General features: G+C 61.3%; 8 protein-coding genes and 3 rRNA genes. 3 read left to right on the forward strand and 8 right to left on the reverse strand.

The features are described 5' to 3' along the window. Window positions 1-301: 301 nt before the first annotated feature. The 8 genes from ACIGJD_RS19315 to rpmB form a co-directional block, all read right to left on the reverse strand. A complete protein-coding gene (locus ACIGJD_RS19315; RefSeq protein ID WP_483687536.1) occupies window positions 302-3,328 on the reverse strand; it encodes a glycoside hydrolase family 2 TIM barrel-domain containing protein in 3,027 nt (1,008 codons plus the stop codon). A gap of 97 nt (window positions 3,329-3,425) precedes the next feature. Continuing rightward, entirely contained in the window at window positions 3,426-4,436 is a 1,011-nt protein-coding gene (locus ACIGJD_RS19320) for a LacI family DNA-binding transcriptional regulator (RefSeq protein WP_483687537.1), read from the reverse strand. 92 nt (window positions 4,437-4,528) lie between these two features. Then, a 5S ribosomal RNA gene (rrf, locus tag ACIGJD_RS19325) occupies window positions 4,529-4,645 on the reverse strand. Window positions 4,646-4,816: 171 nt separating this feature from the next. Further along, window positions 4,817-7,945 (reverse strand): 23S ribosomal RNA (locus tag ACIGJD_RS19330). 520 nt (window positions 7,946-8,465) lie between these two features. Then, window positions 8,466-9,988, reverse strand: a 16S ribosomal RNA gene (locus ACIGJD_RS19335). Together the 16S, 23S and 5S rRNA genes form the textbook arrangement of a ribosomal RNA operon. A gap of 654 nt (window positions 9,989-10,642) precedes the next feature. Continuing rightward, a complete protein-coding gene (gene rpsN / locus ACIGJD_RS19340; protein WP_483687538.1) occupies window positions 10,643-10,948 on the reverse strand; it encodes a 30S ribosomal protein S14 in 306 nt (101 codons plus the stop codon). 2 nt (window positions 10,949-10,950) lie between these two features. Further along, window positions 10,951-11,118, reverse strand: coding sequence for a 50S ribosomal protein L33 (gene rpmG, locus ACIGJD_RS19345; protein WP_013602737.1), 168 nt, complete (start codon window positions 11,116-11,118; stop codon window positions 10,951-10,953). Then, the gene (rpmB, locus tag ACIGJD_RS19350) at window positions 11,118-11,354 is read right to left on the reverse strand and encodes a 50S ribosomal protein L28 (RefSeq protein WP_018763944.1); all 237 of its coding nucleotides are present in this window, start codon (window positions 11,352-11,354) and stop codon (window positions 11,118-11,120) included. Before rpmB ends, rpmG begins: the two co-directional genes overlap by 1 nt. 315 nt (window positions 11,355-11,669) lie before the next feature. On the opposite strand from rpmB, the gene ACIGJD_RS19355 reads away from it, so the two are divergent. From ACIGJD_RS19355 to ACIGJD_RS19365, 3 genes are read left to right on the forward strand one after another with little or no spacing between them, the layout of a single operon-like run. Then, window positions 11,670-13,136, forward strand: a complete 1,467-nt coding sequence (locus ACIGJD_RS19355; RefSeq protein WP_483687539.1) for a ferredoxin reductase family protein — start codon at window positions 11,670-11,672, stop codon at window positions 13,134-13,136. After that, entirely contained in the window at window positions 13,133-13,696 is a 564-nt protein-coding gene (locus ACIGJD_RS19360; RefSeq protein WP_483687540.1) for an FMN-binding protein, read from the forward strand. The genes ACIGJD_RS19355 and ACIGJD_RS19360 overlap by 4 nt, the downstream gene beginning before the upstream one ends. Next, window positions 13,680-14,492 (forward strand): FAD:protein FMN transferase, encoded by an 813-nt coding sequence (locus tag ACIGJD_RS19365; RefSeq protein WP_483687541.1) that lies wholly within the window; start codon window positions 13,680-13,682, stop codon window positions 14,490-14,492. The genes ACIGJD_RS19360 and ACIGJD_RS19365 overlap by 17 nt, the downstream gene beginning before the upstream one ends. Window positions 14,493-14,509: the final 17 nt, after the last annotated feature.

The following is a 14,509-nucleotide window of genomic DNA, read 5'->3' on the forward strand; positions in this document are numbered from 1 at the left end:
AAATCCGCCTTCCAGCGGGCAAAACTTCAAAAGAACCGGCCCCACCCATCACCAGCACGCCACAAAAGCGAACCATTTTCCAGGCTGTCATCAAGGGGATTGGCCGCTATTTTTCCGCTTCAGCGGCGGCGACTCAGAAAACAATACCCGCACACAACCCCCACCGCAAATCGGGCAGGAAGAGCCCAGGGTGCCACCAAAAACCTCGGAATTCCGCGGTTTTTGGCGGCAACCACCAGCTCTGGCGCCCCAGTAGAGCAGGACTACTGCTTCTATGGAGTGGCTCACATCCAGCGGATCCCTACTCCACGCGCAGGACCAATTCGAAGTCAGCCTCCCGCGGCCTTAGGCGGTAGGGCTCCAGCACCCCGGGCCCACAAGCCGCAGTCCCCACACCCCTGAGGGCATGGTCCAGGTAGATGTAAGTGCGGCCGTCCGGAGCGAGGTCCGGCCTGTGGTTAGCAGCGGCAAGCACGTCCAGGCCATAAGGCCGTACGGTCAGGGCAAATGGTTCGCCGGAAATTCCTATCTGCCTTCCACCGGTCTCCAACACCGCGGACCGCACGCCGGAACGGGCACCGCACTCCTGGGGCCGGACATAGTCGACATCCAGGTCGGCGGGGGTCGATTCGAACCATCCGGTGCGCGCACCCTGGCCGGTATCCGGATAGCTCTGGTGCGGCCCCTGGCCGAACCACCCCACAGAGCCCGTCTCCGTCCCCAGGACGAGCTCCAGGCCGATGCGTGCCCACTCGACGTCGAAGCCCGCGTTGACCCAGTCGCCTACAGGTTTGACCTGTGTCCGGAGTGCCAGCGCGCCGTCACTGCTGCTCCACATGTAGTCCACCAGCACCCCAAACTGCTTGTCCGCCGCAGCCACCCGTGTGCTCACGCGGAGGTGCTCACCGCCGTCGTCCGTTGACTCCGCGCTGATCCCCAGCAGGCGGGCGTGCAGCCGGTCAAGTCCTGCGTCCTTCCACTGGGTGGCAAGGGGGCGCGGGTCCGCGCCGCCCCATTCCCGCCCAAGGTCGTTGTCAGTCGGCGGCCACCACAGGGCAAGGGCAAGTTTCTCAACCGGGAGCCCGCCGATCGACGTGGGCATGCCCGTGGCCCGGTCGAATACAGCTGTGCCGAGCCACAGTTCCCCATCTCCCACCTCCACTGAGTCACGCGCCGGCACCCCCTCGTCCAGAGGAGCGAAGCGGGCCGCCTGCCCCCAGGCAACCTCGTGGCCTTCACCTGCCCAGGCAGTATCTGTGGTCAGCACGGCACGGACGGTGAGTACAGCGTTCGCATCCTCCGACAACCCCGCCGCAAACTCTGCAACCTCCGCCGGCAACTCCACATCCGCCTGGGACTGAGGCGCCAGGGGCGCAACGGCCACCGTCCCCTCACGCTGGGTCACGCCGTCGGACTCCACCCAGTACTGGAAACGGAACGCGGACGTGTCCGCGAAGTCCTGACCGTTCCGAACGGTGAATTCGGCCCAGGACGGCGAAACGTCGAGGTGCAGCGGTTCAATCACCTTCTTGAAGTCCAGGAGGCCGGGGCGGGGCTTGCGGTTGGCGTCCACCAGGCCGTCGGTGACAAAGTTTCCGTCGTGGACCTCCTCGCCGAAGTCCCCGCCATAGGCGAAATGCTCGCCGCCACCTGGCGAAGGCACCGTAATGCCATGCTCCAGCCACTCCCAGACGAAGCCGCCCATCAGCCGGGGGTACTTTTCGAACAGTTCCTGGTACTCGCTCATGCCGCCCGGCCCGTTGCCCATGGCGTGCACGTATTCGCACAGCACGAACGGCATGGCGCGTCGGTGGGCGTCGAGTCCGGAGTCCTCAAGGGCCGGCTCTATGCCCTGCCCGATGAGCGCCGTCTCAGCCTGACTGGCGTACATCCGGGAGTAGACGTCGACGTCGGGCGAGGACCAGTCGCCTTCATAGTGGATCGGGCGGGACGGGTCGCGGTCCTTGGTCCAGCGCGACATGACAGCAAGGTTGCGGCCGGTGCCCGCCTCATTGCCCAGCGACCACATGATCACCGACGGGTGGTTCTTGTCACGCTCCACGGTCCTCTGCATGCGGTCCAGCAGCGCCGGCTCCCACTGCGGGTCATCGCTGGGGTTCTGCGCCCAGCCTGCGCTCACGAAGCCGTGCGTTTCGAGGTCGCATTCAAGGACCACATAGAAACCCAGCTGGTCCGCCAGCGCCAGGAATTCGGGGTGCGGCGGGTAGTGCGAGGTGCGGATGGCATTGATGTTGTGCTGCTTCATCAGCCGCAGTTCCGCTTCCATAACGTCACGGGGCACCGCACGACCAAGCCAGGGATGGTGCTCATGGCGGTTCACGCCACGCAGCAGGATGCGGCGGCCGTTCACCTTGAACTGGGCGTCTTCGATGGTGATGCTCCGGAAGCCCAGCTGCAGCGAAACCGTCTCACCGCGCGTACTGACCGTTGCGTCATAGAGGCGGGGGATCTCCGCGGACCAGGGCTCCACGCCGGGAACGCGCTGCTCCATGCCTGCGGCCAGTTCAAGGCCAAGTTCCGGAACACGTACGACGGCGTCAGCCGGCTGACCGGCGCGGGTCACCTCAACGCGAAGCGTGCCTTCGCCCGTGTCCGGGTCATAGCCCGCGTGGACAAAGACATCGTCGATGCCCTCCGCGGGCCGGGCGTGGAGTGTCACGTCCCGGAAGATCCCCGGGAGCCACCACATGTCCTGGTCCTCCACATAGCTTGCGGCGGAGAACTGGGCCACCCGTACGGCCAGCGTGTTGGTGCCTTCGACCAGGACCCCCGAGACGTCGAACTCGTGGGCCAGCCGGCTGCCCCGGGTGGTGCCCAGCTCCACGCCGTTCAGCCATACGGTTCCGGCATTGTCGATGCCGTCGAAACGCAGCAGCGCGTGCGGGAAGAACTCCGGGCCGGCGTCAAAGGTCACCACGTGGTCACCGATTGGGTTGGCGTCCGGCACGTGGGGCGGTTCCACCGGGAACGGGAACTGGACGTTGGTGTAGGCGGGCGATCCGTGGCCGTGCATGTTCCAGCTCGACGGCACGGGAAGGGTTGTGAAGCCAGCGAGGTCTCCCCCCTGCTGCCACCCATCCGCGGGAGCCTTCCGGATTCCCGGGCTCAGCCGGAAGTGCCACTCACCGTTCAGGGAGAGCCGCGCTGCGTCAGATGCCAGATAGGCCCGCGCCGGAAGACTTCCCCGGCCAGGTTCCAGTGAGTCGAGTTCGGCGACGTCCACGCCGCCTAGTTCGAGGCTCCGGGAAGTTCCTGCTGAACGGCCGGAGTGGACGCCGGCAGTTGCGGCGGGGGTATGCACGGACATGTGGGTTCCTTGCTTGGGATGGGGAATAAACCAGAACGTGAACGTTCACGCAGACTGCAGCAAGAGTTTACTGTTTGGTGCGTCATTTGAGTAGGGGTCAGGCGGATTGCCGTTGCACCAGCTGGTGATGAAGGGTCCGGTAGGCCGCAGGGCTGCGCTCAGGGAGTGAGCCGGACAGCAAACCGTCCAGGAGTCCGACGGCGGCCCGGCCCACCGCGCGGAGGTCCAGCGAGAGGGTGGTCAGCTCGGGCGTCAGCAGTTCGCCCAGAGCTATTCCATCCATGCCCATGACCGCACAGTCTCCTGGAACAGACACGCCTGCCTCCTGCAGGCCCTTCAGCACTCCGGCTGCCATGAGGTCATTGAAAGCGAGGATGCCGTCGGGTCGGCCAGCCCCGGCCGCCGCTAAGCCCGCCATGGCCTGCTTCGCTGCGCCCGCCGTCGGTTCGGCCTCCAGGCGGGTGAGCTGAATGCCGGCATCAGCCGCCACGGCTGCCGCAGCGGCGCTGCGGCTGCTGGGGGCCCCTCCCTGTCCGGAGTCCAGGAAGGCGATGTTGCGGCACCCCCGCGATGCCAGGTGTGCGAGGGCCAGCCGGGCTGCATGGTGGAAATCAAAAGCGATCCCGCCGGCGGTGCCCGCTTCTGGCGAATCAAGGGCGACGACGGGACGCCGTCCCATGATGTCTTGGGCTTCATCGGAATGGGGCGCAAGATACCCAATCAGCGCATCGACCTGGGGTGCCAGCCGGGCCGCAGCATCCAGGGCGCTCCCGCTGCCGTGGCCGTAGTCGTCCACCACTACATTCCACCCGCGGGAAGTCGCTTCCTCCACCACACTCGAGGCAAAGGCCGGGAAGTAGGGGTTGGTCAGATCAGGGATTGCGAGGCCCACGGAGATCCGGGCGCCCTGCACCAGTCCCTTTGCAAAGCGGCTTGGGGTGTAGCCCAACTCTGCAGCGAGCTTCTGGACCCGCTCCCTGGTCTCCTGGCTGATGCCTGTCATGCCGTTCATGGCGCGGGTCACGGTTTGGCGGGACACCCCCGCTGCGGCCGCAACGTCCAGGATGGTGGCGCGCCTGCCCGCGGGGCCGGAGGTTCGGGGGGTCATAACCCGTAAGTCTAGGCCGCCCTGGGTGCGTGTGTGGTGGTTAAAGTCGTAGGGCCCTGACGTTCGTTGTCAGGGCCCTACTTTTAATGATGTTCCGGCGGTGACCTACTCTCCCACACCCTCCCGGGTGCAGTACCATCGGCGCTGTGGGTCTTAGCTTCCGGGTTCGGAATGGGACCGGGCGTTTCCCCCACGCTATGACCGCCGTAACCCTTTCACCCGTCACCAACCCCGTCGGGAGTGGTGTGGGAAGACTTGTGTGGTTACAACATTGTCCGTGTTGTTGGACTGGTGGTGTTGTTATTCAGTTATGGTTCCGCCAACAGGGTTGTTGGTTGGGAACCACATAGTGGACGCAAGCAGAATTTGTATGTTTCTGTGTGGTGTAAGTTGTTGGCCTATTAGTACCGGTCAGCTTCACGAGTCGTTAGTCCTCGCTTCCACATCCGGCCTATCAACCCAGTGGTCTGGCTGGGGGCCTCTCACACACAAGGTGTATGGAAATCTCATCTTGAAGCGAGCTTCCCGCTTAGATGCTTTCAGCGGTTATCCCATCCGAACGTAGCTAATCAGCGGTGCACTTGGCAGTACAACTGACACACCAGAGGTTCGTCCGTCCCGGTCCTCTCGTACTAAGGACAGCCCTTCTCAAATTTCCTGCGCGCGCAGCGGATAGGGACCGAACTGTCTCACGACGTTCTAAACCCAGCTCGCGTACCGCTTTAATGGGCGAACAGCCCAACCCTTGGGACCTACTCCAGCCCCAGGATGCGACGAGCCGACATCGAGGTGCCAAACCATGCCGTCGATATGGACTCTTGGGCAAGATCAGCCTGTTATCCCCGAGGTACCTTTTATCCGTTGAGCGACGGCCATTCCACAATGTACCGCCGGATCACTAGTCCCGACTTTCGTCCCTGCTCGAGATGTCTCTCTCACAGTCAAGCTCCCTTGTGCACTTACACTCGACACCTGATTGCCAACCAGGCTGAGGGAACCTTTGGGCGCCTCCGTTACTTTTTAGGAGGCAACCGCCCCAGTTAAACTACCCATCAGGCACTGTCCCTGACCCGGATTACGGGCCGAAGTTAGATGTCCAAAGTGACCAGAGTGGTATTTCAACGATGACTCCACCCGAACTGGCGTCCGGGCTTCAACGTCTCCCACCTATCCTACACAAGCCACTCCGAACACCAATACCAAACTATAGTAAAGGTCTCGGGGTCTTTCCGTCCTGCTGCGCGTAACGAGCATCTTTACTCGTACTGCAATTTCGCCGAGTTTATGGTTGAGACAGCGGGGAAGTCGTTACTCCATTCGTGCAGGTCGGAACTTACCCGACAAGGAATTTCGCTACCTTAGGATGGTTATAGTTACCACCGCCGTTTACTGGGGCTTAAATTCTCAGCTTCGCCGTGAGGCTAACCGGTCCTCTTAACCTTCCAGCACCGGGCAGGAGTCAGTCCGTATACATCGTCTTGCGACTTCGCACGGACCTGTGTTTTTAGTAAACAGTCGCTTCCCCCTGGTCTCTGCGGCCCCGATCCCCTCCCACCAGCGATGTGGTGTTCAAGGTTGGGGCCCCCCTTCTCCCGAAGTTACGGGGGCATTTTGCCGAGTTCCTTAACCATAATTCTCTCGATCGCCTTGGTATTCTCTACCTGATCACCTGTGTCGGTTTGGGGTACGGGCGGCTAAAACCTCGCGTCGATGCTTTTCTCGGCAGCATAGGATCACCGAATCCCCCCATACGGGGGTCCCATCAGATCTCAGGCTATATGAATGGCGGATTTGCCTACCATTCGCCCTACATCCTTAGACCGGGACAACCATCGCCCGGCTCGGCTACCTTCCTGCGTCACACCTGTTAATACGCTTGCCTCCCGGGATCAGGTCCTGCGCTCCACCAAAACCCTTCACCCACAAGGGGTGTCAGGCAGGTTTCGGGCAGTTAGTATCCCCCGCTCAGCATGGGCGGTTTTTCGCCGGTACGGGAATATCAACCCGTTGTCCATCGACTACGCCTGTCGGCCTCGCCTTAGGTCCCGACTTACCCAGGGCAGATTAGCTTGACCCTGGAACCCTTGATCATTCGGCGGACGGGTTTCTCACCCGTCTTTCGCTACTCATGCCTGCATTCTCACTCGTGTAGGCTCCACCACTGGTTTACACCGCAGCTTCACCGCCCACACGACGCTCCCCTACCCATCCACACTCCTGAACCACGAAGGCTAGGAACAAGTGTGAATGCCACAACTTCGGCGGTGTACTTGAGCCCCGCTACATTGTCGGCGCGGAATCACTTGACCAGTGAGCTATTACGCACTCTTTTAAGGGTGGCTGCTTCTAAGCCAACCTCCTGGTTGTCTGGGCAACTCCACATCCTTTCCCACTTAGCACACGCTTAGGGGCCTTAGTTGGTGGTCTGGGCTGTTTCCCTCTCGACTATGAAGCTTATCCCCCACAGTCTCACTGCTGCGCTCTCACTTACCGGCATTCGGAGTTTGGCTGACGTCAGTAACCTTGTAGGGCCCATTAGCCATCCAGTAGCTCTACCTCCAGCAAGAAACACGCAACGCTGCACCTAAATGCATTTCGGGGAGAACCAGCTATCACGAAGTTTGATTGGCCTTTCACCCCTACCCACAGCTCATCCCCTCCATTTTCAACTGAAGTGGGTTCGGTCCTCCACGACGTCTTACCGTCGCTTCAACCTGGCCATGGGTAGATCACTTCGCTTCGGGTCTAGATCACGCCACTCACACGCCCTATTCAGACTCGCTTTCGCTACGGCTGCCCCACACGGGTTAACCTCGCGACGTAACACTAACTCGCAGGCTCATTCTTCAAAAGGCACGCCGTCACCACAACAAAGATGGCTCCGACGGATTGTAAGCACACGGTTTCAGGTACTGTTTCACTCCCCTCCCGGGGTACTTTTCACCTTTCCCTCACGGTACTGGTCCGCTATCGGTCATTAGGGAGTATTTAGGCTTATCAGGTGGTCCTGACAGATTCGCACGGGATTCCTCGGGCCCCGTACTACTTGGGATACTCTCACAGGCGGTACAAACACATTACGGTTACGGGACTAACACCCTCTCTGGCCGGCCTTTCAAAACCGTTCACCTATGCGCGCACATCACACCCCACCAGCCCGGCAGAACTGGTATGGAAAGTCCCACAACCCCGACCATGCAACGCCCGCCGGCTATCACACATGGAACGGTTTAGCCTGATCCGCGTTCGCTCGCCACTACTAACGGAATCACTATTGTTTTCTCTTCCTGCGGGTACTGAGATGTTTCACTTCCCCGCGTTCCCCCCACGCACCCTATGTGTTCAGGTACGGGTCACCAAGTCACTCGCGCGCTTGGCGGGGTTTCCCCATTCGGACACCCTGGGATCACAGTCCGGTTATCGACTCCCCCAGGCTTATCGCAGATTCCTACGTCCTTCTTCGGCTCCTAATGCCAAGGCATCCACCGTGTGCTCTTAAAAACTTGACCACAAAGATCAAAAACAAGCTCACTCGAGAGAACCACGAAACCAACCACACCCGCTCAAACCCCCCAAAAGGAAGTCATCACACGCGCGGCCAGATCCAGGTTCAAATATCTTGGAAATTGCTTCTTATACAAGATGCTCGCGTCCACTATGTAGTTCTCAAACAACAACCCCACACCACACAACCCACACACACAAAGCACGTGAACCGTCATGGCAGGGAAACCAGAAACAAACAAACCCACCCGGCAACCCCCACAAACGCAAGAGCCACCACATGGTCCTGTTGCCTCAGGACCCAACAGTGTGCCAAACACTAAACCATCCCCACCCGCACCCACCGTTCCAGAACCACCAGGGTTCGTACTAGAGAAGAAGCGCAGGAAGAAACAGCCGCTATTTGTTGATATTCCACCCTTGAGCACCCGCCACGAAACATTCGTCCGTGCAACGGGCCTTTACTCCTGACAACCCCCACCACCAACATGCGTCCGTGATGAGAAAGTTGTAGGTGCTCCTTAGAAAGGAGGTGATCCAGCCGCACCTTCCGGTACGGCTACCTTGTTACGACTTAGTCCCAATCGCCAGTCCCACCTTCGACAGCTCCCTCCCACAAGGGGTTAGGCCACCGGCTTCGGGTGTTACCAACTTTCGTGACTTGACGGGCGGTGTGTACAAGGCCCGGGAACGTATTCACCGCAGCGTTGCTGATCTGCGATTACTAGCGACTCCGACTTCATGGGGTCGAGTTGCAGACCCCAATCCGAACTGAGACCGGCTTTTTGGGATTAGCTCCACCTCACAGTATCGCAACCCTTTGTACCGGCCATTGTAGCATGCGTGAAGCCCAAGACATAAGGGGCATGATGATTTGACGTCGTCCCCACCTTCCTCCGAGTTGACCCCGGCAGTCTCCCATGAGTCCCCGGCACTACCCGCTGGCAACATGGAACGAGGGTTGCGCTCGTTGCGGGACTTAACCCAACATCTCACGACACGAGCTGACGACAACCATGCACCACCTGTAAACCAACCCCAAAGGGGAAACCACATTTCTGCGGCGGTCTGGTTCATGTCAAGCCTTGGTAAGGTTCTTCGCGTTGCATCGAATTAATCCGCATGCTCCGCCGCTTGTGCGGGCCCCCGTCAATTCCTTTGAGTTTTAGCCTTGCGGCCGTACTCCCCAGGCGGGGCACTTAATGCGTTAGCTACGGCGCGGAAAACGTGGAATGTCCCCCACACCTAGTGCCCAACGTTTACGGCATGGACTACCAGGGTATCTAATCCTGTTCGCTCCCCATGCTTTCGCTCCTCAGCGTCAGTTAATGCCCAGAGACCTGCCTTCGCCATCGGTGTTCCTCCTGATATCTGCGCATTTCACCGCTACACCAGGAATTCCAGTCTCCCCTACATCACTCTAGTCTGCCCGTACCCACCGCAGATCCGGAGTTGAGCCCCGGACTTTCACGGCAGACGCGACAAACCGCCTACGAGCTCTTTACGCCCAATAATTCCGGATAACGCTTGCGCCCTACGTATTACCGCGGCTGCTGGCACGTAGTTAGCCGGCGCTTCTTCTGCAGGTACCGTCACTCTCGCTTCTTCCCTACTGAAAGAGGTTTACAACCCGAAGGCCGTCATCCCTCACGCGGCGTCGCTGCATCAGGCTTGCGCCCATTGTGCAATATTCCCCACTGCTGCCTCCCGTAGGAGTCTGGGCCGTGTCTCAGTCCCAGTGTGGCCGGTCACCCTCTCAGGCCGGCTACCCGTCGTCGCCTTGGTAGGCCATTACCCCACCAACAAGCTGATAGGCCGCGAGTCCATCCAAAACCACAAAAGCTTTCCACCAACCACCATGCGATGGAAGGTCATATCCGGTATTAGACCCAGTTTCCCAGGCTTATCCCAGAGTCAAGGGCAGGTTACTCACGTGTTACTCACCCGTTCGCCACTAATCCAGGAGCAAGCTCCCTTCATCGTTCGACTTGCATGTGTTAAGCACGCCGCCAGCGTTCATCCTGAGCCAGGATCAAACTCTCCGTTGAAAACAAACAGACACAACCAAAACCACCGGAAATAACGGCAAAAATTGGCTGCACAAAATTTGAAACCAGCTAAAAACACCAAACCAGCACCACAGGGGCGGCACGATTCGGCAAATTCAACCAATTACATACATAATCGGTATCAACAAACTTGGCACACTATTGAGTTCTCAAACAACAGACACACCCGGCACCACCCAAACCCTCAGTTCAGGATCGCTCCGGAGCAACTTTTCAAACTTACCCGATCCCCGGCCCCGAAGCAAATCCATGTTTCAGGAGTCTTTTCGGCGGAAGATCGCTCCCAACCCGTTTCCAGCGCCCTGAAGAGCAACCAGATTTTGGCTTTGATTTTGGGAGTTTTTGGCCGCCCGGTGATCAGTTCTTCACTGTCTCCCCCGCGGCGACTTAGAAAACAATACACGCACTCGGCGTGCACTGCAAACCGTCAGCGAGGAGCGTTGTAATCCCCGGGATTCCGCGGCAGAACGGTTCATCGAGGCACCCAAGCCGGTTGCCGCCGTCGTAATTCCCCTGTGTGGGCTGCCGCACATGGTGGGCAGGACGCCCGGGTGGCAACGACTTAAACGCAGAAGAGCCGGCAACCATGAGGTTGCCGGCTCTTCCCAAGCATCTGGAATCAGCGGAGCTGGATTACCAGGAAGACTTGGAGATGCCCGGGAGTTCGCCCTTGTGTGCCATGTCGCGGAAACGGACACGGGAGATGCCGAACTTCTGGAAGGTGCCACGGGGACGGCCGTCGATGATGTCGCGGTTACGCAGACGGATCGGGGACGCGTTGCGGGGCAGCTTCTGCAGGCCCAGGCGGGCTGCTTCGCGTGCTTCGTCGGTTGCGTTTTCGTCAACCAGGGTCTTCTTCAGCTCGAGGCGCTTTGCAGCGTAACGCTCAACGATGACCTTGCGCTGCTCGTTGCGAGCAATCTTGGACTTCTTAGCCATGTTTAGCGCTCCTCTCGGAATTCGACGTGCTGGCGGATCTTGGGGTCGTACTTCTTCAGGACCATGCGGTCCGGGTCGTTACGACGGTTCTTACGGGTTACGTAGGTGTAACCCGTGCCCGCGGTCGACTTGAGCTTGATGATGGGACGTACGTCCTTGTCCTTAGCCACTAGAGCTTCACCCCGCGAGCCAGAATGTCGGCGACGACTGCGTCGATACCGCGCACGTCGATGGTCTTGATGCCACGTGCAGAAACCTGCAGCGTGACGTTACGGCGCAGGGACGGAACCCAGTAGCGCTTCTTCTGAATGTTCGGATCGAACCGGCGCTTGTTGCGGCGGTGCGAGTGCGAAATGCTGTGCCCAAAGCCCGGCTCGGCCCCGGTCACTTGGCAGTGTGCTGCCATGACTTCTCCTCAAGAATTGAAAGTAATGATCCGCATATCGGCTGCTGGACCATGCTGCTAAGGGCGACCCACAGAATGTACGGGCAACGGTTAGTTACGCAACTTGAGCCCCTAACTACCGGCCACCCTGGAGAAAATTACCGGGCAACCGGAGCAATTGCGCACGCTCCGCGCACTTAGCGCCTACCAAGTCTACGAGTTGACGCAATTAAAGACCAATCGGGTGTATAAGGGCAGCCGCTGCCGGCCAAGGTCACAGGCTGCGGTTGCCCCTTTTCACAGCAGCGGCATAGCTTCGCCAAGCATGTTGGATGCATGAACACGCAGCTCCTGCCGGCATCACCGGCCGCAAGCAGCTCCGGCCGCCCGGAGCTTTCAACTACGACGAGACCGCTTCGCGGCTGGTTTACCCGGCAGTACCGGCAGCGCATGCTGCGGACGGACCTCCTGACCGTCATTGCCTGGTCATCCGTCGCTGCCGCAATCGCCCTTTGGCTTGCCGACGGCGGCGCCACCAACATCACTTCACCCGCCTCCCTTTTCACGGCGGCGGGAATTGTGGCGGGGCTGGCGGGTATGGACCTGGTCCTGCTCATGCTGCTCCTGGCCGCAAGGATCCCGTTCAATGACCGCACCATCGGCCACGACCGCGCGCTGGAGTTCCACGGCAAACTTGGAAAACCTTCCCTCTACCTGCTGCTGGCGCATGGGGTCCTGCTGGCCATTGGGTACGGCATGGCCGAAGGGCTGGATCCGGTCAGTGAGTCCATCAACCTGTGGGTCCAGGTTCCCGACATGTGGCTGGCCTTCGTCTCCATGGCGCTGTTTATCGCCGTCGTCGTGACGTCGCTGGTGGCCGTCCGCCGCCGCTTCCCGTACGAGTTCTGGTACGTGGTCCACCTCCTGACCTACGCCGCCGTGGCCACCTCGATCCCCCACCAGTTCAGCGTGGGCGGCCTCTTTGCCCCCGGGACCTGGCAGCGCTGGTACTGGCTTGCCATCTGCATCTACACCGGCAGTGCCCTGGTGTACTTCCGCATCGTGGAGCCGGTGCTCGCAACGGCACGGCACCAGCTCACCGTGGCCCGCGTTGAGTCTGTGGCACCGGGCGTGGTGAACATCGTCATGCGGGGCCGGAAGCTGGACCAGCTGGCGGGAACGGGCGGCCGCTTCTTCATCTGGCGCTTCCTCGCCCCGAACATGTGGTGGCATCCGCACCCGTTCAGCCTGTCCGCCGAGCCGGTTTTCAATGGCCCCGACGGCCTAGGGACGTTGCGGGTTACCGTCCGCAACCTTGGCGACGGCTCCGCCCAGCTTCTCCGGCTGCGGAAGGGAACCAAAGTGGCACTGGAGGGTCCGTACGGCCTGCTCAGCACGGCAGCCCGGACCAAGAACAAGGTGGTGATGATCGGCGCCGGCATCGGCATCACGCCGCTGCGGGCACTGTTGGAGACCACGCCTTTTGCGCCCGGCGAAGCCACGGTTCTGCTCCGCGGCCACACGGACCAGGAGCTGTATCTCGGCAGCGAGATCCTCGACCTCTGCCAGGCCCGGGGCGTCCGGCTCTTCCACCTCACCGGCCCACGCTCCCGCACCAGGTCCACGTGGCTTCCCGAGGACGCGGTGCGCAACGGCTACAGCCTTAACTCCTACGTGCCGGACATTGCGGATGCCGACGTCTACGTCTGCGGCCCGGCGGCGTGGGCGGCCAACGTCATAGCGGATGCCGGCAAGGCCGGCGTCCCCGAGGAACAGATCCATCACGAAAGGTTTGACTGGTGAAAATACGCGGAACAGTTGCAGCGGCCCTGGCCTCCGCCGGGATCCTCCTGGCGGGTTGGCAGACCGGCACGCAGGCAGGCGGCATCAGCACCGTCGCGTCAAGTACGACGGCGGCAGGCACCACGGGGTCGACAGGTACAGGTTCGTCCGGCACAGGTTCGTCCGGGTCCACCGGCGCTTCCGGCCCGTCCGGCACCCCGGGTACCTCAGGCTCGTCCAGCTCCTCAAGCTCGTCCAGCTCCTCAAGCTCCTCAAGCTCCTCCGGGTCCTCGAACTCGTCAGCCTCCGGCACCTACAAGGGCAACACCGTACAGACCCGTTTCGGCCCCGTGCAGGTCCAGATCACGGTGGCAAACGGCAAGATCACCGATGTCACCGCCCTCCAGCTCACCAATACCGACGGCAAGTCCATCCAGATCAGCAACCGCGCCGCTCCCCTGCTGCGCAGCAAGGTCCTGGCGGCACAGTCAGCAGATGTCCAAACCATCAGCGGCGCCACCATCACCAGCGACGCCTACCTGACCTCACTCCAGGCAGCCATCGATGCAGCGAACCTTTAATCCCCAAACGGCAGCCAGCACGCTGAAGGCGCGCACGTTCGAGTGCATGGGAACCGTCATCGGGCTGACGCTGCCCGTCGGCGACCCCGCGGAAGGGCAGCCGGGGATGGACGAGCTCGCCGCTGCCACCGCCGTCGTCGAACGCCTGTTCCAGGACCTGGACGAAACCTTCAGCCTGTACCGCCCGGATTCGGAGGCAAGCAGGCTGGCCCGCGGTGAGCTGAAACTGCCCCGGGCCTCGGCCGGGATGCGCGAGCGCTACGCCGAGGCCCACGAATGGCGGCTCCGCACGGAAGGCGCCTTCACCCCCGAAAGGCCCGACGGCGTACTGGACCTTTCCGGGCTCATCAAGGGGCACGCCATCCGTGAGGCAGGAACCTCACTGCTGGCCCTGGGCCGGCGCGACTGGTGCCTCAACGCCGGCGGCGATGTCCTGGTCAGCGGCTCGCCGCGCCCCGGAAGCGCGGAACCGTGGAAGGCCGGCATCGTGGACCCGGCCGACCGCCGCACCCTGATCACCGGTTACGCGCTGGGCGGCAACAGCCATCATGCAGCAATTGCAACCTCCGGCTCGGCCGAACGCGGCGAGCACATCTGGCGGGTGGGGAACGACGGCGGGTTCGTCCAGGTCACCGTGGCCGCTGCGGACATCGTCACCGCCGATGTCCTGGCCACCGCGATCGTCGCCGGCGGGACACGCATGCTAAACCGCGCCGCGGACGCGTGGGATGTGGCCGTGCTGGCCATCCGCGCCGATGGTTCCATGCTGGCAACGCCAGGCTTCCAGCCCGCCTGACACACGGGACGGCCGGT

The organism is Arthrobacter sp. E1SS-5 (assembly GCF_057073715.1).